24 protein-coding genes are annotated in these 26,953 nt (G+C 74.3%); 14 read left to right on the forward strand and 10 right to left on the reverse strand.

What is annotated here, in order from left to right:
* The first annotated feature begins 1 nt into the window (after position 1).
* From treY to SM452_RS18225, 3 genes are all read left to right on the forward strand, one after another.
* Complete coding sequence (gene treY, locus SM452_RS18215; RefSeq protein ID WP_402805672.1) at positions 2-2,302, forward strand: malto-oligosyltrehalose synthase; 2,301 nt, start codon at positions 2-4, stop codon at positions 2,300-2,302.
* Positions 2,299-4,032, forward strand: coding sequence for a malto-oligosyltrehalose trehalohydrolase (treZ, locus tag SM452_RS18220; RefSeq protein WP_355510515.1), 1,734 nt, complete (start codon positions 2,299-2,301; stop codon positions 4,030-4,032). The genes treY and treZ overlap by 4 nt, the downstream gene beginning before the upstream one ends.
* Positions 4,033-4,202: 170 nt before the next feature.
* Complete coding sequence (locus SM452_RS18225; protein WP_355510512.1) at positions 4,203-4,850, forward strand: maleylpyruvate isomerase family mycothiol-dependent enzyme; 648 nt, start codon at positions 4,203-4,205, stop codon at positions 4,848-4,850.
* A 55-nt stretch (positions 4,851-4,905) separates the two neighbouring features.
* Here SM452_RS18225 and map read toward each other — a convergent pair whose 3' ends face one another.
* Positions 4,906-5,679 carry a type I methionyl aminopeptidase gene (map, locus tag SM452_RS18230; protein ID WP_463840356.1) on the reverse strand — a complete coding sequence of 258 codons (774 nt, stop codon included), beginning with the start codon at positions 5,677-5,679 and terminating at the stop codon, positions 4,906-4,908.
* A gap of 66 nt (positions 5,680-5,745) precedes the next feature.
* On the opposite strand from map, the gene SM452_RS18235 reads away from it, so the two are divergent.
* From SM452_RS18235 to bla, 3 genes are all read left to right on the forward strand, one after another.
* Positions 5,746-6,036, forward strand: coding sequence for a helix-turn-helix domain-containing protein (locus SM452_RS18235; RefSeq protein ID WP_262015545.1), 291 nt, complete (start codon positions 5,746-5,748; stop codon positions 6,034-6,036).
* Positions 6,037-6,085: 49 nt separating this feature from the next.
* Entirely contained in the window at positions 6,086-6,694 is a 609-nt protein-coding gene (locus tag SM452_RS18240) for a DUF6518 family protein (RefSeq protein WP_355510506.1), read from the forward strand.
* A 99-nt stretch (positions 6,695-6,793) separates the two neighbouring features.
* Positions 6,794-7,738: a class A beta-lactamase gene (gene bla / locus SM452_RS18245; protein ID WP_463840357.1), complete on the forward strand. Its 945-nt coding sequence runs from the start codon at positions 6,794-6,796 to the stop codon at positions 7,736-7,738.
* Between the two features lie 13 nt (positions 7,739-7,751).
* Here bla and SM452_RS18250 read toward each other — a convergent pair whose 3' ends face one another.
* Entirely contained in the window at positions 7,752-9,230 is a 1,479-nt protein-coding gene (locus SM452_RS18250) for a glutamate--cysteine ligase family protein (protein ID WP_262015548.1), read from the reverse strand.
* Between the two features lie 187 nt (positions 9,231-9,417).
* Here SM452_RS18250 and SM452_RS18255 point away from each other — a divergent pair, with 187 nt between their 5' ends.
* The gene (locus SM452_RS18255; protein ID WP_262015549.1) at positions 9,418-9,759 is read left to right on the forward strand and encodes a DUF3817 domain-containing protein; all 342 of its coding nucleotides are present in this window, start codon (positions 9,418-9,420) and stop codon (positions 9,757-9,759) included.
* On the opposite strand, the gene SM452_RS18260 is transcribed toward SM452_RS18255, so the two are convergent.
* Together SM452_RS18260 and SM452_RS18265 are read right to left on the reverse strand one after the other, a co-directional pair.
* Positions 9,740-10,630 carry an alpha/beta fold hydrolase gene (locus SM452_RS18260; protein WP_463840391.1) on the reverse strand — a complete coding sequence of 297 codons (891 nt, stop codon included), beginning with the start codon at positions 10,628-10,630 and terminating at the stop codon, positions 9,740-9,742. The genes SM452_RS18255 and SM452_RS18260 overlap by 20 nt on opposite strands.
* 36 nt (positions 10,631-10,666) lie before the next feature.
* Positions 10,667-11,206: a hypothetical protein gene (locus SM452_RS18265; protein WP_410054955.1), complete on the reverse strand. Its 540-nt coding sequence runs from the start codon at positions 11,204-11,206 to the stop codon at positions 10,667-10,669.
* A 151-nt stretch (positions 11,207-11,357) separates the two neighbouring features.
* Here SM452_RS18265 and SM452_RS18270 point away from each other — a divergent pair, with 151 nt between their 5' ends.
* From SM452_RS18270 to SM452_RS18280, 3 genes are read left to right on the forward strand one after another with little or no spacing between them, the layout of a single operon-like run.
* Entirely contained in the window at positions 11,358-12,482 is a 1,125-nt protein-coding gene (locus SM452_RS18270; protein ID WP_135239893.1) for a baeRF2 domain-containing protein, read from the forward strand.
* Positions 12,475-14,223: a thiamine pyrophosphate-binding protein gene (locus tag SM452_RS18275; RefSeq protein WP_355510493.1), complete on the forward strand. Its 1,749-nt coding sequence runs from the start codon at positions 12,475-12,477 to the stop codon at positions 14,221-14,223. The genes SM452_RS18270 and SM452_RS18275 overlap by 8 nt, the downstream gene beginning before the upstream one ends.
* Positions 14,224-14,275: 52 nt before the next feature.
* Positions 14,276-15,322, forward strand: a complete 1,047-nt coding sequence (locus SM452_RS18280) for an iron-containing redox enzyme family protein (protein WP_463840358.1) — start codon at positions 14,276-14,278, stop codon at positions 15,320-15,322.
* A gap of 144 nt (positions 15,323-15,466) precedes the next feature.
* Here the strand turns inward: SM452_RS18280 and SM452_RS18285 are convergent, their stop codons facing one another.
* Positions 15,467-15,691, reverse strand: coding sequence for a CDGSH iron-sulfur domain-containing protein (locus SM452_RS18285; RefSeq protein ID WP_357208728.1), 225 nt, complete (start codon positions 15,689-15,691; stop codon positions 15,467-15,469).
* Between the two features lie 170 nt (positions 15,692-15,861).
* On the opposite strand from SM452_RS18285, the gene SM452_RS18290 reads away from it, so the two are divergent.
* A complete protein-coding gene (locus tag SM452_RS18290; RefSeq protein ID WP_355510484.1) occupies positions 15,862-17,271 on the forward strand; it encodes a hypothetical protein in 1,410 nt (469 codons plus the stop codon).
* A gap of 245 nt (positions 17,272-17,516) precedes the next feature.
* A complete protein-coding gene (locus SM452_RS18295) occupies positions 17,517-18,650 on the forward strand; it encodes a SigB/SigF/SigG family RNA polymerase sigma factor (protein ID WP_262015554.1) in 1,134 nt (377 codons plus the stop codon).
* A 98-nt stretch (positions 18,651-18,748) separates the two neighbouring features.
* On the opposite strand, the gene ctaD is transcribed toward SM452_RS18295, so the two are convergent.
* From ctaD to SM452_RS18320, 5 genes are all read right to left on the reverse strand, one after another.
* Entirely contained in the window at positions 18,749-20,752 is a 2,004-nt protein-coding gene (ctaD, locus tag SM452_RS18300; protein ID WP_463840359.1) for an aa3-type cytochrome oxidase subunit I, read from the reverse strand.
* Positions 20,753-20,839: 87 nt separating this feature from the next.
* A complete protein-coding gene (locus tag SM452_RS18305; protein WP_262015556.1) occupies positions 20,840-21,571 on the reverse strand; it encodes an ATP-binding protein in 732 nt (243 codons plus the stop codon).
* Between the two features lie 152 nt (positions 21,572-21,723).
* Positions 21,724-22,176 carry a DUF4383 domain-containing protein gene (locus SM452_RS18310; protein ID WP_355510590.1) on the reverse strand — a complete coding sequence of 151 codons (453 nt, stop codon included), beginning with the start codon at positions 22,174-22,176 and terminating at the stop codon, positions 21,724-21,726.
* Positions 22,177-22,296: 120 nt separating this feature from the next.
* The gene (locus tag SM452_RS18315) at positions 22,297-23,451 is read right to left on the reverse strand and encodes a glycosyltransferase (protein ID WP_355510480.1); all 1,155 of its coding nucleotides are present in this window, start codon (positions 23,449-23,451) and stop codon (positions 22,297-22,299) included.
* 28 nt (positions 23,452-23,479) lie between these two features.
* On the reverse strand, positions 23,480-24,463 hold the full coding sequence (locus SM452_RS18320; RefSeq protein ID WP_262015590.1) for a glucosyl-3-phosphoglycerate synthase: 984 nt from the start codon (positions 24,461-24,463) through the stop codon (positions 23,480-23,482).
* Positions 24,464-24,711: 248 nt separating this feature from the next.
* Here SM452_RS18320 and SM452_RS18325 point away from each other — a divergent pair, with 248 nt between their 5' ends.
* Entirely contained in the window at positions 24,712-25,734 is a 1,023-nt protein-coding gene (locus tag SM452_RS18325; protein WP_463840360.1) for a Gfo/Idh/MocA family protein, read from the forward strand.
* Positions 25,727-26,815, forward strand: coding sequence for a zinc-dependent alcohol dehydrogenase (locus tag SM452_RS18330; RefSeq protein WP_262015559.1), 1,089 nt, complete (start codon positions 25,727-25,729; stop codon positions 26,813-26,815). Before SM452_RS18325 ends, SM452_RS18330 begins: the two co-directional genes overlap by 8 nt.
* Positions 26,816-26,953: the final 138 nt, after the last annotated feature.

The raw sequence follows: 26,953 nt of genomic DNA on the forward strand, positions 1-26,953 counted from the left end.
CATGCCCGACACCCCCCGCTCGACGTACCGGGTCCAGGTGCGGCCCGGCTTCGACCTGGACGCCACGGCCGAGCTGGCGGGCTACCTCGCCGCGCTCGGCGTCACCCACCTCTACACCGCGCCCCTGCTCACCGCCACGCCCGGCTCCACGCACGGCTACGACGTGGTCGACCACCGTGCGGTCAACCCGCAGCTCGGCGGCGAGGCCGCCCGGGCGCGGCTGGTCCGGGCGCTGCGCGCGGCCCGGCTCGGCCTGGTCGTGGACATCGTGCCCAACCACGCCGGGGTCGCCCGGCCCGACGCCAACCCGGCCTGGTGGGACGTGCTGCGGCGGGGCCGCGACTCGGCGTACGCGCGCTGGTTCGACATCGACTGGGACCGTGGGCGGCTGCTGCTGCCGGTGCTCGCCGACACCGCCGACGCGCTCGACGACCTGAAGCTCGTCGACGGGGAACTGCGCTACCACGAGCACCGCTTCCCGGTCGCCGACGGCACCGGCGACGGCACGCCCCGCCAGGTGCACGACCGGCAGCACTACGAGCTGGTGAACTGGCGGCGCGGTGACGCCGAGCTGACGTACCGCCGGTTCTTCGCCGTCTCCGACCTGGCCGGCCTGCGGGTGGAGGACCCGGAGGTGTTCGACGCCACCCACGCGGAGGTCCTGCGCTGGGTCGACGCCGGCGAGGTCGACGGCATCCGCGTCGACCACCCGGACGGGCTGCGCGACCCGGCCGGCTACCTGGCCCGGTTGCGCGCCGCCGCGCCGGAGAGCTGGCTGGTGGTGGAGAAGATCCTGGAGTACGGCGAGGACCTGCCGGACTGGCCGGTCGACGGCACCACCGGCTACGACGCGCTGGCCGCCGTGTCCGGGCTGTTCGTCGACCCGGACGCCGAACCGGAGTTCACCACGCTCGACGGCCGGCTGACCGGGCGGCACACCTCCTGGCCGGACCTGACGCACGCCACCAAGCTGGAGGCCGCCACCCGGCTGCTCGCCGCCGAGCTGACCCGCCTGGCCGCGCTCGTGCCGGAGCTGCCGGGCGAGCAGGTCCGCGCCGCGCTGGCCGAGCTGGCCGCCTGCTTCCCGGTCTACCGCGGCTATCCGCCCTCCGGCGCCCGGCACCTGGCCGCCGCCCGCAGCGAAGCGGGCCGCCGCCGCCCCGACCTGACCGGCGTCCTCGACCAGGTCACCGCCCGGCTGCGTGACCCCGGCCACGAGCTGGCCGCCCGGTTCCCGCAGTTCACCGGCGCGGTGATGGCCAAGGGCGTGGAGGACACCGCGTACTACAGGTGGAGCCGGTTCGTCGCCCTCAACGAGGTCGGCGGCAGCCCGGCCCACTTCGGTGTGCCCCCGGCCGAGCTGCACCGCTTCGCCGCCAGCCGGCACGTGCGCTGGCCGGCGAGCATGACCGCGCTGTCCACCCACGACACCAAGCGCGGTGAGGACGTCCGCGCCCGCCTCGCGGTGCTGTCCGAGCTGCCCGGCCGCTGGGCCGAGCGGGTCGCCGACTGGATGTCGCGCGCGCCGCTGGCCGACCCCGCGCTGGCCCACCTGCTCTGGCAGACCGCCGTCGGGGCGTGGCCGATCGAACGGGAGAGACTGCACGGGTACGCCGAGAAGGCCGCCCGGGAGGCGTCGGTCACCACCAGCTGGGCCGACCCGGACCCGGCCTTCGAGCACGAGCTGCACGCCCTGGTCGACCGGATGTACGACGACCCGGAACTGCACGCCCAGATCACCGCGTTCGCCGCCGAGATCACCCCGCCCGGCTGGTCCAACGCCCTCGGGCAGAAGCTGGTGCAGCTCGCCATGCCCGGCGTGCCGGACGTCTACCAGGGCACCGAGCTGTGGGAGAACTCGCTCGTCGACCCGGACAACCGGCGGCCTGTCGACTTCGCCGTACGCCGGGACATGCTGGCCCGGCTCGACGCCGGCCGGCGGCCCGCGGTCGCAGGCGACGGCGCGGCCAAGCTGCTCGTGGTGTCCCGGACGCTGCGGCTGCGCCGCGACCGCCCGGACCTGTTCGGCGGCTACCGGCCGGTGCCGGCGCGCGGCCCGGCCGCCGCGCACGCGGTGGCCTTCGACCGGGGCGGCGCGGTCGCGGTGGCGACCCGGCTGCCGCTGCGGCTGGCCCGCTCCGGCGGCTGGCGGGACACGACCGTGTCACTTCCCGTTCACGAGTGCACCGACTTGTTCACCGGACGGGTCTACAGTGGTTCTGAGCTGCTCCTGGATGATCTGCTGAGCACCTATCCCGTCGCCCTCCTCGCACCCACCGACTCTGTGGAGGCCGCCGCATGACCGAGTTCACGGTGTGGGCGCCCGAGGCAGCGCGGGTGCGGCTGCGCCTGCCCGGCGTCGCCGACCACGCGATGCGTCAGGGGCCGGACGGCTGGTGGCGGGTCGAGGTGCCCGACGCCGGGCCGGGCACCGACTACGCGTTCCTGCTCGACGACGACGACCAGGCGCTGCCCGACCCCCGCTCGGCCTGGCAGCCGGCCGGGGTGCACGGGCCCAGCCGGCTCTACGACCACGCCGCGTTCGGCTGGACCGACGCCGCCTGGACCGGCCGGCAACTACCCGGCAGCGTGCTGTACGAGCTGCACATCGGCACGTTCACCCCCGAGGGCACGTTCGACGCCGCGATCGCCAGGCTCGACCACCTCGTCGACCTCGGCGTCGACATGGTCGAGCTGCTGCCCGTCAACGCGTTCAACGGCGAGTACAACTGGGGCTACGACGGTGTCTGCTGGTACGCCCCGCACGAGCCGTACGGCGGCCCGGACGGCTTGAAACGGTTCGTCGACGCCGCCCACGCCAAGGGCCTGGGGGTGATCCTCGACGTCGTCTACAACCATTTCGGGCCCTCCGGGGCCTACGCGCCGCGGTTCGCGCCGTACCTCACCGAGCAGAGCAACACCTGGGGCCGCACCGTCAACCTGGACGGCCCGCACTCCGACGGGGTACGCCGCTACATCGCCGACAGTGTGCTCGGCTGGCTGCGTGACTACCACGTCGACGGGTTGCGGCTGGACGCCGTGCACGCCATGCCGGACGGCCGGGCCGTGCACTGGCTGGAGGAGGTCGCCGCCGAGGTGGAGGCGCTGTCGACGCACGTGGGGCGGCCGCTGTCGCTGATCGCCGAGAGCGACCTCAACGATCCGCGCCTGATCACGCCCCGCGAGGCGGGCGGGTACGGCCTGCACGCCCAGTGGAACGACGACGCCCACCACGCGCTGCACACGCTGCTCACCGGTGAGCGGCAGGGCTACTACGGCGACTTCGGCTCCCTGGAGTGCCTCACCGACGTGCTGACCGGCGGGTTCTTCCACGCCGGCACCTGGTCCAGCTTCCGGGGCCGCAGCCACGGCCGCCCGGTCGACAGGCAGCGCACCCCCGGCCACCGCTTCGTGGCGTACCTGCAGAACCACGACCAGATCGGCAACCGGGCCACCGGCGACCGGATCTCCGCCACGCTGTCGCCCGGCCTGCTGCGGGTCGGCGCGACGCTGCTGATGACCGCGCCGTTCACGCCGATGCTGTTCATGGGGGAGGAGTGGGCGGCCTCCACGCCGTGGCAGTTCTTCACCAGCCACCCCGAGCCGGAACTCGCCGCGGCGGTCGCCACCGGCCGCCGCCGCGAGTTCGCCGATCACGGCTGGGCCACCGAGGACGTGCCCGACCCGCAGGACCCGCAGACGTTCCTGCGGTCCCGGCTGGACTGGGCCGAGCTGGACAAGCCGGAGCACCGCGAGACGTACGACCTCTACCGGCGGCTGATCGCGCTGCGCCGCTCCCGGGCCGACTTGTCGGACCCGCGGCTGGACCGGGTCGACGTACGCCACGGCGACCGCTTCCTGGTGATGCGGCGCGGCGAGACGCTCGTGGTGGCGAACCTGGCCGGCCGGGCGCAGCGGATCAACCTGCCCGGCGTGGTACGCCGCGTGCTCCTCACCACGTCAGAGGGCGTCACGGTGATGCGCGACGGCGTCGAGCTGCCGCCGGAGTCGGCCGCGATCGTGGCGCTCTGACGGCTCGCGCGGCCTCCGGCCGTCGGTGCCGATCTTGGAGTTGTGGCGCCTCGAAGGTCGCAGATGTCCGGTTCGCGAACCACCACAACTCCAAGATCGGCGGGCGGGGAGCGGTGAGTTCGCCGAGGGGGTGCGGTCCAACCTCTGACGACCGACTCTGGAGGTTCCCCATGTCCGACAACCTGGGCCGAAACGAGCTGTGGGCGCTCGCGCACGCCGAGCGCGCCGCCCTGGCCGACGATCTCGCCGGGCTGGACGCGGCGCAGTGGGCCCGGCCCTCGCTGTGCGGCCGGTGGACGGTGGAGGAGACGCTCGCGCACATGACGGCGGCGGCGAGCGTCGGCCGCGTCCGGTGGCTCGCCAGCGTGCTCGGCGCCCGGTTCGACTTCGATCTGCACAACGACCGCCGGTTGGCCGAGCACCGGGGCGCCGACCCGGGCGAGACGCTGGCCCGCTTCCGCCGGATCGTCGGCAGCACCACGTCGACGTTCGGGCCGACCGAGGCGTGGCTCGGTGAGGTGGTCGTGCACGCCCAGGACATCCGGCGTCCGCTCGGCCTGACACGTACGCCGTCGGTCGAGGCCGTCACGCCGGTCGCCCGGTTCTACGCCGGGCGGGACTTCACGGTGGCCGGGCGCAGTGCGATCGACGGCCTGCGGGTGGAGGCGACTGACGGGCCGTTCAGCGCCGGAGCCGGCCCGCTGGCCAGCGGCACCACGCTCGCGCTGATGATGGCGATGGCCGGGCGGGCCGCCTACTGCGACGACCTCACCGGCCCCGGCGTGCAGACGCTGCGGGAGCGCTGCACGGCCGCTTGAGGACGCGGCGTCGGCGGGAACGCGGGAAAGCTGCGGACGCCTGCCGCAGCGACGTTCACGGCTTCGGCAGCGTCAGGATCTCCGCGCCGTCGTCGGTGATGGCGATGGTGTGCTCGCTGTGTGCGGTGCGGCAGCCGGTCGCGCTGCGCAGCGTCCACCCGTCGGCGTCGGTGACCAGCGTGGCGGTGTCCGCCATGACCCACGGCTCCAGCGCCAGCAGCAGCCCGGGCCGCAGTGTGTAGCCGCGACCGGGCCGCCCGGTGTTCGACACGTGCGGGTCCTGGTGCATCGTCGACCCGACGCCGTGGCCGCCGAACTCGGTGTTGACCGTGTACCCGGCTTCGGTGAGGACCGAGCCGATGGCGTACGAGAGGTCGCCGACGCGGGCGCCGGGGCGGGCCGCGGCGATCCCGGCCTGCAACGCCCGTTCGGTCGCGTCGATGAGCGCGACGCTCTCCGCGGGCCGGGTGTCACCGACGACGAAGCTGATCGCGGAGTCGGCCACCACCCCGCCCAGGGAGACGGCCAGGTCGAGGCTCAGCAGGTCGCCGTCGGCGAGCATGTAGTCGTGCGGCAGCCCGTGCAGCACCGCGTCGTTGACCGAGGTGCAGATGTAGTGGCCGAACGGGCCGCGCCCGAACGACGGCTCGTAGTCGACGTAGCAGGACTGCGCCCCGGCCTCGGCGATCATGCGCTGGGCCTGCCTGTCGATGTCGAGCAGGTTGGTGCCGACGGTGGTGCTGCCGCGCAACGTCTGCAGGATGTGGGCGACCAGGGCGCCGGTGTCCCGCGCCCGCCGGACGTCGGTGCGGCTCAGGATCTCGATCATGCAGGCGCCTTCCTCACAGAACCAATAAGTATCCCGGCCATGTTATCCCGGTATTAGAATCCTGGCATGGTCCGGTTGCCCCTCACCCCCGCCGAGGTCGAGCGCGGGCAGCGCCTCGGTGCGCTCCTGCGCCGCGCACGCGGTGAGCGCTCGATGCTGCTCACCGCGCTCGACGCCGGTGTCTCCCCGGAGACGCTCCGGAAGATCGAGTCCGGCCGGGTCGCCACGCCGGCGTTCCCCACCATCGCGGCCATCGCCGACGTCCTCGGCCTCTCCCTCGACGAGGTGTGGGCCGAGATCAACCACTCCGACGCCGCGGTGCGTCTCGCGCCGTCGGAGCGGCGCCTGGCCTCGTAGCGCCGCCCTGTCGGCGAGGAGAGCATACCGAGTATGTATCCTCCCTCGCATGCCACCCTCGCGTCGCGCCGTCGCCCTCGTCGTTCCCGTCGCCGGCTTCCTGCTCGGCTTCCTGGACTTCGTCTGGATCAAGTGGGTGCCGTTCCCCTTCGCCGAACTCGGCAACTCCACCGCCACCTGGGCGGTGGCCGCGTTCGCGCTGGGCTGGTGGATCCGGTCGGGCGCGGTGCGCGCCGCCGTGGCCGCCAGCGTCCTGCTGATCGTCGCGGTGCCCAGCTACTACCTGGCGGCGACGCTGCTCCAGGGCGACGACCTCGCCGTGATCTGGTCGCCCACCTCGATCGCCTGGATGGCGTTCGGCGTGGTGGCGGGCGTGGTGTTCGGCGTCGCCGGCATCTGGGCCCGGACCGAGGGATGGCGGCGGATCGTGGGGACCGCCCTGCCGGTGGCCGTCTTCGTCGAGGAGGCGCTGCGGTTCGCGCTGAAGTCGCGGTCCGGTTATCCCGGAGCGTGGTGGAACGTGGCGATCGACCTCGCGCTCGCCGCGCTGCTCGTGGTGCTGATCGGCCGGTCCGCCCGGGTGCGGCTGCTGGCCGCCGCGGTGGCGCTGCCGCTGGCCGCGGCGGGCGCTGTCACGTTCGCCGCCGTCGCGGGCTGACCCGCCGCGCCGGCCGAGAGACGGCGGTCTGCCGGCCCGACCGGGATCGGCGACAATGACCCGAGAACGGCGTGGTCCGGACGATGGGGGAGGAAACGGATGATCCGACGGCAGGTGCTCGCGGCGGCGATGCTCACGGCGACGGCTCTTATCGCCGGCTGCACGAAGGACCGGCCCGAAGCCGCGCCGCCCACCAGCGCCCCGGCCGCGTCCACCGCCACGGCCACGGCCACGCCGAGCGAGACACCGAGCGCCGAGGCGGTGCCCGCGCCGGCCGAGCTGGCGGCACTGGAGCGGCGCTTCGGCGCCCGGGTCGGCGTCTTCGCCCTCGACACCGGCACCGGCCGTACCCTCGCGCACCGGGCCGACGAGAGGTTCGCGTACGCCTCGACCTGCAAGGCGCTCGCGGCGGGTGCGATGCTGGCCGCCACGACCGACACCGACCGGGACCGGGTGGTCCGCTACCGGCGCGCGGACCTCGTGGCGCACTCCCCGGTGACCGAACGGCACGTGGAGACCGGGATGACGCTGCGGGACGTCGCCGAGGCGGCGGTGCGGTACAGCGACAACACCGCCGGCAACCTGCTGTTCGACGCGCTCGGCGGTCCGGCGGGCTTCGCGCAGGCGCTCCGGGAGGTGGGCGACTCGGTCACCCGGCCCGCCCGTACCGAGCCGGAACTCAACGCGGCCACGCCCGGCGACGAGCGCGACACCAGCACGCCCCGCGCGCTGGCCGGCTCGCTGCGGGCGTACACGCTGGGGGAGGCCCTGCGGCCCGCGGACCGCGACCTGCTGCTGGGCTGGATGCGGGCCAGCACCACCGGCAGCGGGCTGGTCCGGGCCGGCGTGCCGGCCGGCTGGCAGGTGGCGGACAAGTCCGGCACCGGCGGGTACGGCACCCGCAACGACATCGCCGTGGTGTGGCCGCCGGACCGGGCGCCGATCGTGCTGGCGGTCATGACCAGTCGCGACGGCCGCGACGCGAAGCCCGACGACGCCCTGGTCGCCCAGGCCGCGCGGGCGACAGTGACCGCGTTGCGCTGACGGGCTGCCCGGCTCAGGGGATGGGCCACTCGTGCACGGGCCGGTTGCTGTGCATCAGGTCGACGTAGTGCCGGACCACCTCGCGCAGGGCCGCCGGCCGGTCCATGTGGTCGGCCGACTCCAGCCGGTGCAGCGTCTCCACCTGCCAGGTCGCGCCGTTGCGGCCGGTCAGGCAGCGTTGCTCGACGATGCCGAGCAGCCGGTCCCGCTCGGCCGGGTCGAGGCCCCACCGGTCCAGCCCGTGGTGGGCCATCGGCAGCAGGCGGCGCAGCACCAGCTCGGTCACCGGCAGGTAGCCGAGCCCCGGCCAGTACACCTGGGCATCGATGCCGTGCCGGGCGCAGGCGTTGAAGTTCTCCTCGGCCGCGCTGAACGACATCTGCGACCACAGCGGACGGTCCGACTCGGCGAGCGCCCGGACCAGGCCGAAGTAGAACGCGCCGTTCGCCACCGTGTCCAGCACCGTCGGCCCGGCCGGCAGCACCCGGTTCTCCACCCGCAGGTGCGGCCGGCCCTTGAGCACGTCGTAGACCGGCCGGTTCCACCGGTAGATGGTGCCGTTGTGCAACCGCAGCTCGGCCAGCTTCGGCACGCCGCCGCTGTGCAGCGTGGCCGCCGGGTCCTCCGGGTCGCACACCGGCAGCAGCGCCGGGAAGTAGCGCACGTTCTCCTCGAACAGGTCGAACACCGAGGTGATCCAGCGCTCGCCGAACCACACCCGCGGGCGTACGCCCTGGGCCTTGATCTCCTCCGCGCGGGTGTCGGTGGCCTGCTGGAACAGCGGCACCCGGGTCTCGCGCCACAGCTCCCGGCCGAAGAACAGCGGGGAGTTCGCGCCGAGCGCCACCTGGATGCCGGCGACCGCCTGCGCGGCGTTCCAGTAGTCGGCGAATTGCGCCGGGCTGACCTGGAGGTGGAACTGGGTGCTGGTGCACGCCGCCTCGGGGGTGATCGTGTCGGCGGTGGTGGCCAGCCGCTCCACCCCGCTGATCGCGATCGGCAGGTCCTCGCCGCGCGCGGCGAAGATCTGCTCGTTGAGCAGCGCGTACCGGGGATTCGCCGACAGCGTCTCGGCGGTCAGGTGCTCCGGGCGCAGCGTCGGCAGGATGCCGACCATCACCATGTGCGCGCCGACCGTCCGGGCCTTCTCCTCGGCGGCGTTCAGGCTGGCCCGGACGTGCTCCTCGAACGCGGCGGTGCCGGTGCCGGCCAGCCGCCGCGGCTCGACGTTGATCTCCACGTTGAACTGGCCCAGCTCGGTCTGGAACGCCGGGTCGGCGATCGCCTCCAGCACGTCGGCGTTGCGCATGGCCGGGTCGAAGCCGTCGTCGACCAGGTTCAGCTCGATCTCCAGGCCGGTCATCGGCCGCTCCACGTCGAACCGGGACTCCCGCAGCATCTCGGCGAACACGTCCAGGCACCGCCGGACCTTCTCGCGATAGCGGGCCCGGTCCTCCCGGCTGAAGGTACGCACGCCGACGTCCTCGCCCATGGTCACCACCCTGTCACCGTTGGTTCTCCCCAACCTCGCACGGAGTGGCGGGTCAGGAAAGGCCCGGAGGCCCTTTTCTGTACCCCGTGGCGGCCCCGGTGATCCCCGTCGCCGGGCTGCGGGTTCCGTCCGGGCCGCCCGGCCCGGGCGGCTAGCATGGCCGCCGACGGCAAAGGGGAGTGGCGGAATGCGCGACGGGTGGATCCGGGCGTTCGTGGTGGCGGCGTTCGCCGAGGGCTGCTCATGGGCGGCGCTGCTGGCCGGTATGGCGGTCAAGTACGGCCCGCCCGGCAACGAGATCGGCGTGAAGATCTTCGGCCCGATCCACGGCGCGCTGTTCGTGGTCTACGGCCTGCTGACGCTCGTGGTGGCCCGGCGGCGCCGCTGGACGCTCGTGCAGACCGGGCTGGCCCTGGCCAGCGCGGTGCCCCCGTTCGCCACAGTGCTGTTCGAGCGCTGGGCGAACCGCCGGGGCCTGCTCGACGCCCCGGCTCCGGTGGAGCAGTCGCTCACCCCCGCCGGTCGCTGACCGCGGCGGCCTCCTCCGCGAGGAAACCGGCCAGCACGTCGGTCAGCTCCCGCGGCGCCTCCTCGGCCATGTGGTGCCCGGACGGGATCGACGCGGTCCGCACGTCGTCGGCCCAGTCGCGCCAGATCGCGGCCGGGTCGCCGTAGAGGTCGACCATGTCGTCGCGCTCGGACCAGGCGAACAGCACCGGGCAGCCGATCCGGCGCCCGGCGGCCCGGTCGGCGTCGTCCGCCGCCCGGTCCGGCCCGAGCCCGGCCCGGTAGTCCTCGCACATGGCGTGCACCGTCGCCGGATCACCGATGGCCCGCCGGTAGTCGGCGTACGCCTGCTCGCCCATCTCCTCCGGTGACCCGCCGTACCAGGCGTCCGGGTCGGCGTTTATGACCCGCTCGGCCGGCTTGGCGAGCTGGCCGAGGAAGAACCAGTGCCACCAGCGGGCGGCGAACCGGGCGTCGCAGCGGGCCAGCGCCTCACCGATCGGCACCCCGTCCAGCACGCCGAGGCGGCTCACCCGGTCCGGATGGTCCAGGGCGGTCCGCATGGCCACGTACGCGCCGCGGTCATGACCGATCACGGCGGCCCGGCGGTGGCCGAGCGCGTCGAGCAGGCCCACCACGTCGGCGGCCATCGCCCGCTTGGAGTAGGCGGTGTGCTCCGGGTCGCTCGGCGGCTTCGACGAGCCGCCGTAGCCGCGCAGGTCCGGGCAGATCACCGTGTGCCGCGCGGCCAGCCGCGGCGCCACCCGGTGCCAGGTCGCATGGGTACGCGGGTGCCCGTGCAGCAGCACCACCGGTGGCCCGGAGCCGCCGTGGCGTACGCGCAGGCGCACCGCGCCGACGTCGATCTCGGTGAGCGTGAAACCGGGGAACATGGCCGCAGCGGTGCCCACCACCGGTGACGGGGAAACCTAGGTGAGCGCCGAGCAGGCGGCCACGCCGAACAGCAGCACGGCGCCCAGCATCGCCTGGAGCAGCAGCGCCGGACCCAGGTGCGACCAGAGCGTGGCCGTACGCGGGGTGAGCAGCTGCCCGGTGGTCAGGTTGACGATCCGCTCGATCCGCGGCGGCAGGTCCTCGTCGCGTTGCGCACGCAGCGTGAGCTGGACGTGGTCGCCGGGGTGCAGCGCGCTCTGCGGCAGGTGGCCGTGCAACTCGACCTCGACCAGCCGGCCGGTGGCGTCGCGGACCCGGACCGGGGTGACCAGGAACTCCGGCCCCTTCTTCAGCTCCTTGAAGCTGCGCCGAGCCCCGCCGCCGCCACTGCTGAGCAACGCGCGCACCACCTTCAGCAGCAGCCCCACCACCCCCGCGGCGGTGAGCACCGCGACCAGCGCGGGCTGCCCGACCCGGACCTCCCGGGCGTAACCCTCCATCAACCGGACCAGACGCCCGGTGACGACACGCTCCGTCGGGTGGACGACGCGTCGGGTGTACAACTCCGTATCCATGTTCACCACCGAGAGTCCCGTTCCGTGCACAGATGGTATCGGCCCTTCGGGTTGAACGACGTGAATGAACGGTGGTCACGCCCGGGCGGCCGGCAGGTGAACTCCGCCGGGGCGCGGGTATGCGTGCGGCCGAGCCGGAAAGGGGTCGAGCATGCAGCTGTCCTTCCTGCGCCCGCTCTACGACCGTCCCGGGCCGTGGTGCTCGGTGTACATGGACGCCTCCCGCGACACCCAGGACGCGCGAGCGCAGGTCGACCTGCGCTGGCGGGCCCTCAAGGGCGACCTGCTGGGGCAGGGCGCCGACCCGGTCACCGTCGAGGCGGTGGAGGAGGTCGTCCGCCGGCACCAGCCGATGCCCGGCGACTACGGCATCGCCGTGTTCGCCAGCCGGGGCCGCGTGGTGCTCACCGAGTACCTGTCCGCACCGCCGCTGCGCGACCTGGCGAGCTGGTCGGCGCTGCCGCACACCATGCCGCTCGTGGCCCAGCGGGGCGAACAGGTGGCCTGGGTGCGGGTGCTGGCCGACCGTACCGGCGCGGACGCCATGGCGGTCAGCGCCGGCGGGGTGCCTCGGCGGGCCCAGGTGCAGGGCGGGCAGAGCCGCCAGCTGCGCCGGGTGCAGCCGGGTGGCTGGTCGCAGTCCCGCTACCAGCGCGCCGCCATGGAGGCGTGGCACCAGAACGCCGGTGACGCCGCCGCGGCCACCGCCGACCTGGCCGAGCGCGTCGGCGCGGACGTCGTCGTGGTGGCCGGGGACGTCCGGGCCACCGGCATGATCGCCGCCCAGCTCCCCGCCCGCTGGCAGGACGTGCTGGTCCGCACCGACGCGGGCGCCCGCGACGTGGGCGCCGACGACACGCTGATGGACGACATCACCGTGCAGACCGTCGCCGAGGTCGCCGACCGGCGGATCGCCGCCGCGCTGGACCGCTTCGGCGTCCAGGAGGACGTCGGCGCCGGTCTCGACGCCGTGGTCTCCGCGCTGCAACGCAACCAGGTCGACACCATGCTCATCGTGGACGACCCGTCGGCCGACGGCGAGTTGTGGGTGGGCCCCGAGCCGACCGAGATCGCCACCGACCCGGGGCAGCTGGCCGGCATGTCGGTGGCCGACCCCCAGCGGGTACGCGCCGACGCGGCGCTGCTGCGCGCGCTGATCGGCACCGACGCGGACCTGACGGTGCTCGCGCCCGAGGAGGCACCGGAGCTGACCGACGGGGTCGGCGCGGTGCTGCGCTACGTCGACGCGAGCACGCCGGGGCGGGGTAATGGCTGAGCGCATCGTCGCCGACCTGGTGGTCGAACGCCTGCGGGCCTGGCGCGTGCCGCGGGTGTTCGGCTGTCCGGGCGCGGCGATCGCCCCGCTGGTGGGCGCGCTCGACGACGCGGGCGGGGACCCGGCCTTCGTCCCCGCCCGGCACGAGGAGACCGCCTCGTACATGGCCACCGGGCACGCGAAGTTCACCGGCGGCGTGGGGGTGTGCCTGGCGACCCAGGGCCCGAGCGCGGTGCACCTGCTCAACGGGCTCTACGACGCCAAGCTCGACAGCAAGCCGGTGGTCGCGATCATCGGCGAGGACGTCACCGGCCCGCTCGGCGGCGCGCACGAGGAGATCGGGCTGAGCCGGCTCTTCGGCGACGTGTGCAACCAGTTCGTCCGCTACGGCCGCAGCCCGGAACAGGTGCCGGCGCTGCTGGACCAGGCGTTCCGTACCGCCGCGGCGACCCGCAGCCCGACCTGCGTGGTGCTGCCGCGCGCGTTGCAGGTCACCGCCGTACCGGACCTGCTGCCGCAGACCGCCGGGGTGGTCACCGCGACGCCCGGCGAGCCGCTGGCCCGGGTGCTGCCGCACGACGCCGACCTGGACGCCGCCGCCTCGCTGCTCGGCAACGGGCGGCGGGTGGCGATGCTCGTCGGCCAGGGCGCGCACGGCGCGGCCGAGGAGATCGTCGCGCTCGCCGACCGGCTCGGCGCGGGCGTGGCCACCTCGCTGCTGGGCAAGCCGGTGCTCGACGAGCGGCTGCCGTTCCACACCGGCGTGCTCGGCGAGGTCGGCACCACCGCCGCCGCGCAGCTCATGGGCTCCTGCGACACGCTGCTGATGATCGGCACGAACGATCCGTGGACCGACTGGTTCCCACTGCCGGGCCAGGTACGCACCATCCAGATCGACATCGACGGCCGGCGCGTCGGCACCCGCTACCCGGTGGACGTGCCGCTGGTCGGTGACGCCGCCGAGACGTTGCGGGCGCTGCTGACCCGGGTGCCGGAGAATCCCCACCGCGAGTGGCGCGGTTTGGTGGAGAAGATGGTGGACCGGTGGCGTGAGGCCGCCGCCGAGCGCGCCGCCACGCCCGCCGACCCGGTCGACCCGCGGCTCGTGCTCCGCGAACTGTCCACCCGGCTGCCCCGGCACGCCTCCGTCGCCGTCGACGTCGGCTCGGTCGTCTACTGGTACGCCCGGCACCTGGAGCTGCCGCCGGGGGTGCAGGCGCGGCTGTGCGGCACGCTCGGCTCGATGGGCTGCGCGCTGCCGTACGCGGTAGCGGCCAAGCTGGCCCGCCCGGACGAGCCGGTGCTCGCGCTGCTCGGCGACGGCGCGATGCAGCTCAACGGCCTGGCCGAGTTGATCACTGTGGCGCACCACTGGACGCGTTGGCGCGATCCGCGGCTGATCGTGCTGGTGCTGAACAACAGGGACCAGTCCGGCGTCGGCGGCGGCCGGTCACCGGGGGAGCGGGGGCCCGAGGTGCCGTACGCCGGGTGGGCCCGCCTGCTCGGGCTGCACGGCGTCCGGGTGGACCGGCCGGACCTGGTCGGACCCGCCTGGGACGAGGTGCTGGCGGCCGACCGGCCCGCCGTCCTGGAGGCGGTGGTGGACCCGGCCGTGCCGCTGGACGCGCCCGAACCGGCGCTGGCCGACCTGCGCGGCCTGGTGGCCGACGGGGACGCGGCCCGCCGGGTGCGGGAGCGGGTGATCCAGACCGAGGCCATCGCGGCCGACGAAGTCGTTTAGCGGCATCGGGGCGGGGCACTGCGACCGGGCGCAACCGTCCCGGGAGGTCACCATGTCCGTCGCCGCCGACAGCCGTTACGGCCCCGCTCCGCTGCCCGCGGCGCGCGGGCCGGTCTCCGCCGCGCTGCGGGCCGCGCTGAGCGGCGCTCCGCGCGAGCTGCCGGCCGGGCTGGGCGCGGGGTTCGGCGCGGTGGCCGCGCCGCTGACCGACGACGACCTTCAGCTCACCCTGTTCCTCTGCTACGAGCTGCACTACCGGGGCTGGTCCGGCGTGGACGAGGCGTGGGAGTGGGAGCCGTCGCTGCTGGCGCTGCGCGCCCGCGCCGAGCGGCCGTTCGAGGCGGCGCTGCGCGAGCTGGCCGGCCCGCCGCCGGCGGTGCTGCCGGGCGGCGTGCCGGGTGCGCTGGCCGACCTGGTGGCCGCCGACGACGGCCCGCCACTGGCCGCCACGCTGCAGCGCCGCGCCGACCTCGACCGGTTCCGCGAGTTCGTCGTCCACCGCTCGATCTACCACCTGCGCGAGGCCGACCCGCACAGCTGGGCGCTGCCCCGGCTCGGCGGCCCGGCGAAGGCGGCGCTGGTGGAGATCCAGACCGACGAGTACGGCAACGGCCGGCTGGACCTGATGCACGCCGAGTTGTTCCGCACCACGATGGACCGGCTCGGCCTGGACACCGGCTACGCCGCCCACCTGGACCGGGTGCCCGCGGTGACACTGGCGACCAACAACCTGATGTCGCTGTTCGGCCTGCACCGGCGGCTGCGCGGGGCGCTGCTCGGGCACCTGGCCGCGTACGAGATGACCTCGTCGCTGCCGAACCGCCGTTACGGCAACGGACTGCGCCGGCTCGGCTTCGACGCGGTCGCCACGCGTTTCTACGACGAGCACGTCGAGGCCGACGCCGTGCACGAGCAGATCGCCGCGTACGACATGTGCGGCGGGCTGGTCCGGGCCGAGCCGGCGCTCGCGTCCGACGTGCTGTTCGGCGCCGCCGCCGCGCTGGCGCTGGACGCCCTGTTCGCCGCGCACCTGCTCACCGCCTGGTCCGCCGACGAGTCGTCCCTGCGCCCGCGAGCCGAGACCCTGGCCGCAGCCTGACCCGCCCCCCGCCCTCGCCCGCCCTCGCCCCGCCCCGCCCTCGCCCCCGCGATCTTGCAGTTCGGGCCCTCAGGATGCCCGGTTCGCTACGTTTGCCGGGTACCAAAGTGCAAGATCGCGGGGAAGGGGCGCGGGGGTTCGGGGTCAGGGTGCGCGGTCGCTGCCGGCCCGGAAACCGGCCACCTTGTGCGTGCCGTCGCAGAACGGCTTGATCGCGCTCTTGCCGCACCGGCACAGCGCCACCGTGCCCCGGCGCGTCTCGATCGGCGTGCCCTCGGGCGTGACGAGCGCGAAGTCGCCGCGTACCAGCAGTGGTCCGTCCCGGTACGGGGTGATGGTCGCCGCCGGGGTGCTCTCGTCGTCGGGCATGCGCCGTGCAGTGCCCGTCCCGGTCCGGCCCAAACCCGCCCGCGACGGCGGGCACGCGGCGCGACGGCGTACCTGGGTGTCGCGGGCGGTGCCGGTACCGGGCGGGCCTTGGTCCTGACCCGTGGGGAGATGCCCCGTTTAGACCCCAGAGGGACGGGAAGCCGGGCCGCGTGGTGAGCGAACGAGTCGAACGGGTCAGCGGCGCGGGCCTGCCCGCGGAGCGGGTGGTGGCGGCCGGCAGCGCCGCCCGGATCCTGGTCGCCGCGACCGCCCGGGCGCTGCGCGGAGACGACTGCGGCGACCTCGGCCACCCGGGCGCGCTGTCCCGCCTCACCGGCGCGCCCGAGCCGGTACGCCGCGCCGCCGCCGTCCGGGCTGCCGGGCGGGCGGCGCTCACCGCCGGCCAGATCGCCGCCGTGGACGCCGAGCGGGTCGCCGGATGGTTCGCCGATCAGTACCCGGACCGGCGCTTCCCCGGCGTGGTGCTCGGCTCGCCGCACGGCGCCGCCGCCCACCTCGCGGCGGCGCTCGGCGTGCCCTGGCTCCCGGCCGGGTTCGAACTGGCCGGGCAGTGGACCCGGGGAGCGGTGGACCGCCCCGACGCCGCGTACGCGCACGGCGCCACGCTGGCCGCCCGGCTGCTCGACGGCAACCCGCGCGTGCACGTCCGCCAGGTGCACTGCCCGGCCAGCCGGGGCGCGGCGGCCGGCGCGGCGGTGACGTTCGCGGTGCGCTGGCGCACCCTGCCGGAGGCGTACGCGCGCTTCCTGGCCGACCGCCTGGAACCGGCCGCGCCGGTGCTGCTGCTGCACGACGCCCGCACCTGGCCGGTCCGCGACGGCGGCGACGGGCACAGCTTCCAGGCCGGCTGCCCGGCCGGCGGCCTGGACCCGGTCGACTTCCACCCGGACGCCCGCGCGCTCGGTCAGGTGCTGCGCGCCGCCGGCGGCGACGAGACGCGCTGGGCGGCGCCGGAGGTCACGGTGGCGGGCGCGTTCGCCGAACACGGCGTGGAGTCCGGTTTCGAGCACGACGCCCGCTGTCTCGGCGACCGGCACGGGCATCCGCTGTACCGGGTGGTCGTGCCGCAGCCGGACGCGCTGAGCGCGGTGACCGCCGACCTGTACCGGCGCTGGCTGCGGCGGGCCGGCAAGACCGGCAACCGGCTGGTGGTGGAGTGCGGCCGGCTCCTCGACCCGGCGCAGGTGCTGCGGGCGGGCCTGGTGCCGTACTGGTGCGAGAACGCCACCGCACGCCGGGTCGCCGGCGTCGAGTGGTGGCTGGCCGGCAGCGAGCCGTTCAGCTCGGTGGACGTGCTGCCCGAGCCGCCCGGCCTGCGCTCGCCCGCGTCCGCGGGGCTGCCCCAGTGGCTGGCGGTGGCCGGCTTCGGGCGCAAGCGACGGGCCCTGGACCGGGGTGCCGCGCGCGGCTACCCGGTCGCCTCGGTACCCACCCGACGTGCCACGGAGGTGTTGCGCAACCAGCCCTGCGACCTGCCCGCGCCACCGCCGCTGCGGATGGCCGAGGCCCTCACCGCGCTGCGTGACGCGGGCGCACACCAGGGCCTGCTGGTCTCCTGAACCGCCGCCTGGACCGGCCTGCCGGCCCAACCTGGCGAAACTTCCTCGCGATCCTGCGGTCCGTGATTGAGTACCTACGGAGCGGGAAGACCGCTCGCCGCGAAACGGCCCACGACGCCGTGCGACGGGCAGCCACCGCTTTCGACGTATCCGTCACGTAACCCAACTTCCTCACCCGGTGCGTGGTCCGACCACGCGCACGACCGGTTCCGACCGGGCGGGGGCTCTTCGGCGAGGGGGCGCGGATGTTCGGACAGACCACCACACCCACACCACCGACCACCGACCGGGGTCTGGAGGACCTGGACGCGGCGGCGCTCGCGTACGCGGCCCGGATCGAGGGCCTGCCACCGGAGCGGCGGCAGGAGGCGCGGGACGACCTGGTCCGGTTCGCGCTGCCGTTCGCCGGCCGGCTCGCCCGCCGCTACCGCGGGCGTGGTGAGCCGCTGGAGGACCTGGAGCAGGTGGCCCGTCTCGGCCTGGTCAACGCCGTCGACAGGTACGACCCGGAACGCGGTTCGTTCACCGCGTACGCGGCCATCACCATCGTCGGCGAGATCAAACGGCACTTCCGCGACCGCACCTGGGGTGTGCACGTGCCGCGCCGGCTGCGGGACCTGATCCTCGAGGTGGGACAGGCGACGGCGACGCTCACCAGCGAGCTGTCCCGCGCGCCCACGGTGGCTGAGCTGTCCGCCCGGCTGGAGACGCCGGAGGAGGAGATCCTCGCCGCGCTGGAGTCGGCCGCCGGGTACAGCCCGGCGTCGCTGAACGCGCCGGTGGGCGGGGAGAGCTCGGCCGAGTTCGGCGACCTGGTCGGTGAGTCCGACCACGCGCTGGAGTCCGTCGACGACCGGGTCACCGTCAGCGGCCTGCTGCACCGGCTGCCCTGGCGGGAGCGCCGCATCCTGGCGATGCGCTTCTACGGCAACCAGACCCAGGCGGAGATCGCCGCCCGGTTCGGCATCTCGCAGATGCACGTGTCCCGGCTGCTGTCGCGGGCGCTGACCTGGCTGCGTCAGGCGATGCTCGCCGACGCGCCGCCGCCCTGGCAGAACGGCGCGGCCGAGGCCGAACCGGCCAAGGCGCGGATCTCGGTGAAGCAGAACGGCGACCGGGTGGTCGTCGAGGTCGGCGGCGAGGTGGACCGGGCGGGCGCGGACCAGTTGCGCCGGGCGGTGCTCCAGGCGGTCACCGGGCAGCCCCGTGAGGTGGTGGTCGACCTGGTCGGGGCCGGTGGCTTCGACGCCGGCGGGATCGCCGCGCTGATGGCCGGCCGGGAGGCCGCCGCGCGTACCGGGGTGCCGCTGCGGCTGACCCGGGTGCAGCCGGCGGTACGCCGCTCGCTGGCCGCGGCCGGACTGCCGGCCGCCGACTGACGCACGCGCCACCGCGCCGGCTCCCCACCACGGGGAGCCGGCGCGAGGCGTACGACGAGAGGGCCGGCGCCCGGCGGCGCCGGCCCGCGTCCGGTGTCTCAGTTCTCCGGGGTGTCCCCGTGCCCGCGCGGGTGCCGCCACCTGTCGTTGGGTTGGTCGCCGCGCTCGGCGTTGAGCGCGCTGCCCTCCGGCTCGTCGGTCTCCTCGAAGCTGGGCCGGCGCACCTCCTCCGGCTCCGGCACCTCCACCGGGCGGGCGCCGGACTGCGGCGCGGGCTGGTAGTCCACCGCCTCGCGCGCGCCGTACGCGCCGCCGGCCGACGGCGACTCCGGCACGTGCCGCTCGTGGTGCAACTCCTCGCTGAAGCTCTGCGGCGGCTTCGTGGTGCGCTGCGGCAGGTCGCGGCCCAGGTCGGACACGAGCGGGCCGTACTTCAGGTCGAACGCGGGCCGCTCGGAGCGGATGCGCGGCATCCGGTCGAAGTTGCGCAGCGGCGGCGGGCAGGTGGTGGCCCACTCCAGCGAGTTGCCGAAGCCCCAGGGGTCGTCCACGGTGACCATCGCGCCGTACCGCCACGACTTCCAGATGTTCCAGATCACGAACAGCGTGGACGCGCCGAGGACGAACGAGCCGATGCTGGAGATCGTGTTCAGCGTGGTGAAGCCGTCGCCGGGCAGGTAGTCGGCGTACCGGCGGGGCATCCCCTCGTTGCCCAGCCAGTGCTGCACCAGGAAGGTGGCGTGGAAGCCGATGAACATGGTCCAGAAGTGCATCTTGCCGAGCCGCTCGTCGAGCAGCCGCCCGGTCATCTTCGGGAACCAGAAGTAGAGCCCGCCGAACGCGGCGAACACGATCGTCCCGAACATCACGTAGTGGAAGTGCGCCACCACGAAGTAGGTGTCGGTGACGTGCCAGTCCACCGGCGGGCTGGCCAGCAGCACCCCGGTCAGGCCGCCGAGCAGGAACGTCACCAGGAAGCCGACGGCGAACAGCATCGGCGTCTCGAACGTGATCTGTCCCTTCCACATGGTGCCGATCCAGTTGAAGAACTTCACCCCGGTCGGCACCGCGATCAGGAAGCTCAGGATGCTGAAGAACGGCAGCAGCACCTGCCCGGTGGCGAACATGTGGTGCGCCCAGACCGTCATCGACAGCACCGTGATGGCGATGGTGGCGAGCACCAGGCCGGTGTAGCCGAAGATCGGCTTGCGGGAGAACACCGGGATGATCTCGGTGATGATGCCGAAGAACGGCAGCGCGATGATGTACACCTCGGGGTGGCCGAAGAACCAGAACAGGTGCTGCCAGAGCATCGGCCCGCCGGTCGTCGAGTCGTACACGTGCGAGTGCAGCAGCCGGTCCGAGGCCAGCGCCATCAGCGCGGCCGCCAGCAGCGGGAACACGAAGATCACCAGGACGCTGGTGAGCAGCGCGTTCCAGGTGAAGATCGGCATCCGGAACATGGTCATGCCCGGCGCGCGCAGCGTCACGATCGTGGTGATCAGGTTGACCGCGCCGAGGATCGTGCCCAGGCCGGACACGGCCAGGCCGACCACCCACAGGTTCCCGCCGACGCCGGGGGAGTGCTGCGAGGTGCTCAGCGGCGTGTACGCGGTCCAGCCGAAGTCCGCCGCGCCGGCCGGGGTGGCGAACCCGCCCACGACCATCAGCGCGCCCAGGAAGTAGAGCCAGTACGCGAACGCGTTCAGCCGGGGGAACGCCACGTCGGCGGCGCCGATCTGCAGCGGCACCAGGTAGTTGGCGAACCCGAAGAACAGCGGGGTGGCGAACAGCAGCAGCATCACCGTGCCGTGCATGGTGAACATCTGGTTGTACTGCTCCGGAGAGACGATCTGCATCCCCGGCCGGGCCAGCTCCGCCCGGATGATCAACGCCAGGATCCCGCCGACGATGAAGTACCCGAACGACGTGATCAGATAGAGCAGGCCGATCTGCTTGGCGTCGGTGGTGCGCAGCAACCGCCACAGCGCGTTGCCCTTCACCGCCTCCCGTACGGGCCCGGGGAATCCCCCGAACCGGGCCGGCGCGAGGATCGCGGGCCCCCGGTCTCGTGCCGGTTCCGTGACTACCCGCTTGGGCATGGCATCTCACCCCGTGTGACGACAGACAGGACGGGCGGGCGTACCCGGCCCTCTGCCCATGTAACCAGGCGAGAGCGGAGAATTCGGTCAATTAGCCGGGAGCAAGGCCCAGACGACCTTGCCGGCCCCGACCGGGGTGCTGCCCCAGCGCTGGGTGAGCTCCCGCACCAGCATCAGCCCGCGACCACCCTCGGCACGCGGGTCGCGGCTGCTCGCGGCGCGCGCGTCGGCCGGGCTGCCGTCCATCACCGCCACCCGCAGGTACGGCCGGCGCAGCGTCAGCGTCACCTGCATCGGGGTGCCGGCGTGCCGCACCACGTTGCCGACCAGCTCGCTGAGCACCAGCGACGCCGGGCCGGCCAGCTCCGGCACGTTCCACCTGCCACACGCCTCGGTGACCAGCTCCCGGGCCCGCCGGCAGGCGCCGGCGACCGGCTCCAGCCGGGCCCGCAGCCGGGGCGACGCCGCCGCACCGGCCAGCGCCGTGGCCTCGGCGCAGTCCCGGCGCACCGGCACCACCCGGCAGGCGGTGGTCTCGTTCAGCCACGCCGCCGTCTCGGCGCAGGGAGCGGCGAGCACCATCGGCACCGCCGGCCAGTCGGCGGCCCGGCGGGCGGCGGCGGCGAACACGGACAGCGCCAGCGGCTCGCCGACCTCGATCTCCTCCAGGTCGACCACCAGGGCGTCCGGCTGCGCGGCGAGGCAGCTGTCGAGCACCTCGTGCACCGCGCGCATCGTCCCCAGGTCGAGCGCTCCGGCCAGCCGTACGACAGTGACCGGCGACTCGTCGCGGACCTCGCACCTGATCCGGGTCACCATCGCCGCCTCGTTTCCTTCTCGTCGGGGAGGGCCGCCCTCGTCGGGGGAGGGCCGCCCGGCCGGGGCGGTCGCCGCCTCCCACAGCCGGAGGACTACGGACGTACCCGGGCCCCGGACCGGCGAAACCGGGCATCGGGGCCGCCGGGCGCAGGTCAGCGGCGCTCCCCGCGCCGCGACGCGAGCAGCCCCAGCGCCAGCATGGCGGCGCCCAGCAGCAGGTGCAGCCACGAGTCGGCCCGGTTGACCGCGAGCGCGTTCGCCGCGTCGCGCCGGTCGACCGCCAGCCCGTAGAGCCACAGCACCAGGTAGACCGCGCCGGCGCCGGCCAGGAACGCGCGGGCCCCGGCGACGGTACGGGCCAGCACCAGCCCGGCCACGCCGAGCACCAGGTGCACCAGGTTGTGCACCACCGAGACCTGGAACACACCGAACAGCCGGGCGCCCGAACCCGGCCCGGCGAAGCGCAGATCCGCGAAGTGGCTGGTGACGCCCGGCACGAAACCCAGCGCGCCGAGCAGCAGCAGGAGCACGGCGAACCCCGAGGCGACCCGGCGTACCGGAGCCCGCCCGTCGGCCGGGTTGCGCCGCGCCCGGGAGTGCGCCATCGAGTTCGTCACGCCGGCCTCCTCGCCACCGCGGGAAGCGCCGGTTTCCCTCGGCCGGCGGGCGCAAACGCCGGCCCGGCCGCGCGGGGCGGCCGGGCCGGTGGACGTGCTCGCGGGGGATCAGGCGGGCTGCAGCGGCTTCGTCACGCCCGCCCGGACCCGGTCGTACAGCTCCACGTACCGCTGTGCCATCCGGGCCGGGGTGAACCGCTGGGCCGCTTCGCGCCGGCACGCGGCCGGCTCCAGCCCGGCGGCGGCGAGCACCAGGTCACCCAGCTCCCGCTCGTCGCCGGTGAGCAGGCCGGTGCGGCCGTGCTCGATCAGCTCCGGCAGGCAGCCGCGGGAGGTGGCCACCACCGGCGTGCCGAGCGACAGCGACTCGACCACCGCCGTACCGCCCGGCTCCTCCCAGCGCAGCGGGAACAGCGACGCCCGCGCCGAGGCGACCAGGTCGTCGCGCTCCCGCCCGGCCACCGTGCCGACCCAGCGCACCCGGTCGCCGTCGACGTACGGGGCCACCTGGTCGTAGAAGAAGCGCACGTCCGGGTTCTGCCGGGCCTCGTCGCCGGCCGCGGCCAGATCCTCCGGCCGGTGGTACGGGCCGACCGGACCGGCCAGCACCAGCCGGAACCCGGCCTCCTGCGCCAGCCGGGCGCCCAGGTCCTGCCCCTTGCCCGGGTTGATCCGGCCGAGGATCACCACGTGGTCGCCCTTCGCCACCGGCGTGTGCCGGTCCGCGTCCACGGCGAGCGGGGTGGACAGGTGCACGTGTCCCACCGAGTGCGCGCGCAGCGCCTCCGGGGCGCGGGCCAGCTGCGACGCGGACACCCCGTTGACCCGTACCCGGTCGCCGCCGTCGAGGTTGCCGTACAGCTCCGGGTGCTTGGCGAGGTCCCAGTGCAGGGTGTGCAGCACCGGCGGGGCGTCCGGGCCCATCGCGGCGAGCGTGGCCAGGCCGACCGCCTCCACGTGGTCGTGCACCAGGTCGATGTCGTCGCGGGCGTGCAGCGCCCGCACCACCCCGGACAGGTGCGCCTGGGAGACGCCGCAAACCTGGTTGTACGGCCGCTGCAAGGCGTGGAACTGGCCGTCCGGGAAGACCGCGATCCGCTCGTCCACCGGCAGCGTGCTGCTCTCCACCGAGGCGAGCACCACCCGTACGCCCAGCCGGCGCAGCTCCGGCACCAGCGTGGCGATCACGTTCTCGATCCCGCCGTAGCCCGGCGGCGGCACGGACAGCCACGGCCCGGCGTTCATCAGCACGGTGAGCGTCATGCGCTGTCCTCTCCGGTGTTCTTGCTGTTCATGCGGCCGCCACCCGGCGGCGGGGAAGGCGGTTGCGCATCTGCGCCAGCGGCGGGCGTTCCTGCACCGACACGTCGTTCACGACGATCTCGCGGTCCAGGTTGGGCAGCGCCTCGGAGCCGCCCCGGCGGAACTGGGTCAGCAGCGCGGTCGGCGCCACCCCCGGCGCCGCCCACCCGCGCCGTTGCAGCCGCGACCAGGCGGTCAGCATGATCTGCGCGGACATCCGGCCCAGCGCGGCGGTGTCCTGGTGCCGGTGCTTGCGCTCACCCAGGTCGACCTGGGCCAGCGCGTCCAGCCCGACCAGTTCCAGCAGGTCGATCAGCATGGCCGTCTCGACGCCGTACCCGGTGACGAACGGCACCCGCTCCAGCACCTCACGGCGGCCGGCGTACTCGCCCGCGAGCGGCTGCACGAAACCGGCCAGCTCCGGCCAGAACAGGTTCAGCAGCGGCCGGGCCATCAGCTCCGTCACCCGTCCGCCACCGTCGGGCTCCACACTTGTCGCACCGACCAGCGGCCGGTGGTAGAAGCCCTTCACGAACTCCACGCTCGGGTCCGTCAGCAGCGGCCCGAGCAGCCCGGTCACGAAGTGCGGCCGGAATTCGCGCAGGTCGGCGTCGACGAACGCGACAAGGTCCCCCTCGGCGGCGGCCAGCCCGGCCCAGAGCGCGTCGCCCTTGCCGGTCAGCCGGGGCAGCCCGCGCGTCATCGCGTCCTGGCTGACCACCTCGGCGCCGGCCGCGCGCGCCACCTGGGCCGTCCGGTCGGTGGAGCGGGAGTCCACCACGATCAGCTCGTCGACGAGCGGCACGCGGTCCATCAGGTGTTCCCGGACGGTCGACACGATCGCGCCGACTGTCGCCTCCTCGTTGCGGGCCGGCAGCACCACGCTGACCCGGCTCGCGCCCTTGGCCCGGACCAGCCGTTGCGCCGGCCAGTCGGCGGCGGTGCTGGTGCGGTACGTGGCCCACGCCTCCACCACAGGTGAGACGGTCGAATCTGATTCCCGCACGGGCACCCCCCATTAGTGGTGGAATCGCGAACCATGGTTTTCCCAATCCCGCATCCGCGCTAACCGGATCTTGCCTAACAACCTGATCACCAGGTGCGTACCGGGCGGTTCCGGGCAGATGAACGTTGCGTTGCGCCCCCCGGTGGCGTTTCGCGCGCCGCCGCCGGGGGGAGTGGTGACCGAAGTCTTCCAGTCATGGCGAGAGGGTTGGTCGGATGCGTACCTGCCGGGTGGGACTAGTCGGAGCCGGTGGGGTGGCGCAACGCCACGCCCGGGTGCTCACGGGCTTCGAGGACGTGGAGCTGCTCGGTGTGACCGACGTCGCGCCCGAGGCTGCGAGGGCGCTCGCCGGCACGTACGGCGGCCGGGTGTTCCGCGACGTGGACGAGCTGCTCGCGGCCGGCCCGGACGCGGTGTACGTGTGCGTGCCGCCGTTCGCGCACGGCCCGGTCGAGGAGGCGGTGGTCGCCGCCGGGGTGCCGATGTTCGTGGAGAAGCCGGTGGCGCTGGACCTGGAGACCGCCGAGCGGGTCGCGGCGCTGGTGGAGCAGCGCGGCCTGCTCACCGGCGTCGGGCACCACTGGCGTTACCTGCACGTGGTGGAGGAGGCACGGCGGCTGCTCGCCGGCCGTCCGGTCCGGATGGTCAACGGCGCCTGGCTGGACAAGGTGCCGCCGGTGGCGTGGTGGGCGCGGCGGGACCGCTCCGGCGGCCCGGTGGTCGAGCAGGCCGCGCACGTGCTGGACCTGGTCCGGCTGCTGGCCGGCGAGGCGGTCGAGGTGACCGCGTACGGCGACGGCACCCCGCCGCCGGTCGACGGCGCCGACATCGACTCGGTGACCGCCGCCACGCTGCGGTTCGGCTCCGGCGCGGTCGGCACGCTCGCGGCGTCCTGCGTGCTCGGCTGGAAGCACCGGGCCGGCGTGGAGATCCTCGCCGACGGGCTGGCGCTGTGGCTGGCCGAGGACGGCCTGACCGTGCGTGACGCCGACGGCGAGCGGCACGTTCCCGCCGACCCGGACGGCGCGCGGGTCGCCGTCGACAGGGCGTTCGTCGATGCCGTGTGCGGCCTCGGCGACGACGTGCGGGTGCCGTACGCCGAGGCGCTGCGCACCCACCGGCTCGCGCTCGCGGTGGCCGAGTCGGCGCGTACCGGCCGGCCGGTGGCGCTGCCGACCGGCCCGGCGGCCCGGCTCACCGCCGCGGTCGCGGACGCGGGGGTGAGCGTCGATGCGTGACCGGGTGGTGGTGGTCGGCGGACCCGGCCGGGTGGAGCTGGCCGAACTGGACGCGCCGGAGCTGCGCGAGGGCACGTTCCGGGTGGAGACGCTCTACAGCGGCGTGTCCGCCGGCACCGAACTGAGCTTCGTCAAGGGCACCAACCCCTATCTGCACGTCACCTGGGACGCCGCGCTCGGGCTGTTCCGCCCGGGCGGGGCGAGCACGCCGTATCCGGTGACCCGGCTCGGCTACATGCAGGTCGGGCGCGTGGTGGAGAGCCGTACCCCGGCCGTCGCGGTGGGCGAGGTCGGCGCCATGACGTACGGCCACCGCAGCGGCTGGGTGGCCGACCCGCTCACCGAACGGTTCGTGCCGCTGCCCGACGACCTCGATCCGCTGCTCGGCGTGTATGTCGCGCACATGGGCCCGATCTGCGCCAACGGGCTGCTGCACGCCGCCGCCGACCTGTGCGGCACCGATGTGCGCACGCTCGGTGACGGTGTACGCGGACGCCGGGTGGCGGTGGTCGGCGGCGGCGTGGTGGCACTGCTGACCGCGCTGTTCGCCCGCCGGCACGGTGCCGCCTCGGTGGTGGTGGTCGACCCGACGCCGGCCCGGCGGCAGGTCGCCGAGGCGCTCGGCCTGGACACGCTCGACCCGGACGCGGACGACCCGGCGGTGGTGCTCAAGACGCGGTGGAACCACGCCGCCGGGGACCGGGGTGCCGACGTGGTCTTCCAGTGCCGCGGCCAGGACTGGGCGTTGCAGCTCGCGCTGCGCCTGCTGCGACCCCAGGGCACGGTGATCGACCTGGCGTTCTACCAGGCCGGCGCGGACGCGGTCCGGCTCGGCGAGGAGTTCCACCACAACGGGCTGTCGCTGCGCTGCGCGCAGATCGGCCGGGTGCCGCGCGGCCTGGTCCCCACCTGGGACCGGGAGCGGCTGTCGGCGGAGACGGTGGAGCTGCTGCGCCAGTACGGGGACGTGATCCGCAAGCACCTGATCTCCGCAGTGGTCCCCCTGGACGAGGCCCCCACCCTGCTGACCGACCTGGCCGAACGCCGCCGCAGCGAACTCCAGGTGGTCCTCACCCCCTGATCCCCTTCCCAGGGCGTCGATCATGAGGTTGGCGGCGACAAAACGGACACGACATGCCGTCAACCCCATGATCGACGGAAGCGGGCGGACGGTAGGCGGGAGGCGCGCGGTGGGCGGGGGTCACAATCGGCTCCGGTT

It is taken from the genome of Micromonospora sp. SYSU B005 (genome assembly GCF_055362685.1).

Excerpts from the sequence above, each read along its gene's own strand:
- SM452_RS18275 (WP_355510493.1), top strand. The coding sequence starts at position 12,475 with ATGGCTGAGCGCATCGTCGCCGACCTGGTGGTCGAACGCCTGCGGGCC.
- SM452_RS18250 (WP_262015548.1), bottom strand. The coding sequence starts at position 9,230 with ATGGGCGAGGACGTCGGCGTGCGTACCTTCAGCCGGGAGGACCGGGCC.
- SM452_RS18235 (WP_262015545.1), top strand. The coding sequence starts at position 5,746 with ATGGTCCGGTTGCCCCTCACCCCCGCCGAGGTCGAGCGCGGGCAGCGC.
- SM452_RS18240 (WP_355510506.1), top strand. The coding sequence starts at position 6,086 with ATGCCACCCTCGCGTCGCGCCGTCGCCCTCGTCGTTCCCGTCGCCGGC.
- SM452_RS18325 (WP_463840360.1), top strand. The coding sequence starts at position 24,712 with ATGCGTACCTGCCGGGTGGGACTAGTCGGAGCCGGTGGGGTGGCGCAA.
- SM452_RS18285 (WP_357208728.1), bottom strand. The coding sequence starts at position 15,691 with ATGCCCGACGACGAGAGCACCCCGGCGGCGACCATCACCCCGTACCGG.
- SM452_RS18330 (WP_262015559.1), top strand. The coding sequence starts at position 25,727 with ATGCGTGACCGGGTGGTGGTGGTCGGCGGACCCGGCCGGGTGGAGCTG.
- map (WP_463840356.1), bottom strand. The coding sequence starts at position 5,679 with ATGATCGAGATCCTGAGCCGCACCGACGTCCGGCGGGCGCGGGACACC.
- bla (WP_463840357.1), top strand. The coding sequence starts at position 6,794 with ATGATCCGACGGCAGGTGCTCGCGGCGGCGATGCTCACGGCGACGGCT.
- SM452_RS18270 (WP_135239893.1), top strand. The coding sequence starts at position 11,358 with ATGCAGCTGTCCTTCCTGCGCCCGCTCTACGACCGTCCCGGGCCGTGG.
- SM452_RS18280 (WP_463840358.1), top strand. The coding sequence starts at position 14,276 with ATGTCCGTCGCCGCCGACAGCCGTTACGGCCCCGCTCCGCTGCCCGCG.
- SM452_RS18265 (WP_410054955.1), bottom strand. The coding sequence starts at position 11,206 with ATGGATACGGAGTTGTACACCCGACGCGTCGTCCACCCGACGGAGCGT.
- SM452_RS18255 (WP_262015549.1), top strand. The coding sequence starts at position 9,418 with ATGCGCGACGGGTGGATCCGGGCGTTCGTGGTGGCGGCGTTCGCCGAG.
- SM452_RS18295 (WP_262015554.1), top strand. The coding sequence starts at position 17,517 with ATGTTCGGACAGACCACCACACCCACACCACCGACCACCGACCGGGGT.
- SM452_RS18260 (WP_463840391.1), bottom strand. The coding sequence starts at position 10,630 with ATGTTCCCCGGTTTCACGCTCACCGAGATCGACGTCGGCGCGGTGCGC.
- SM452_RS18310 (WP_355510590.1), bottom strand. The coding sequence starts at position 22,176 with ATGGCGCACTCCCGGGCGCGGCGCAACCCGGCCGACGGGCGGGCTCCG.
- treY (WP_402805672.1), top strand. The coding sequence starts at position 2 with ATGCCCGACACCCCCCGCTCGACGTACCGGGTCCAGGTGCGGCCCGGC.
- SM452_RS18305 (WP_262015556.1), bottom strand. The coding sequence starts at position 21,571 with ATGGTGACCCGGATCAGGTGCGAGGTCCGCGACGAGTCGCCGGTCACT.
- SM452_RS18225 (WP_355510512.1), top strand. The coding sequence starts at position 4,203 with ATGTCCGACAACCTGGGCCGAAACGAGCTGTGGGCGCTCGCGCACGCC.
- ctaD (WP_463840359.1), bottom strand. The coding sequence starts at position 20,752 with ATGCCCAAGCGGGTAGTCACGGAACCGGCACGAGACCGGGGGCCCGCG.
- SM452_RS18315 (WP_355510480.1), bottom strand. The coding sequence starts at position 23,451 with ATGACGCTCACCGTGCTGATGAACGCCGGGCCGTGGCTGTCCGTGCCG.
- treZ (WP_355510515.1), top strand. The coding sequence starts at position 2,299 with ATGACCGAGTTCACGGTGTGGGCGCCCGAGGCAGCGCGGGTGCGGCTG.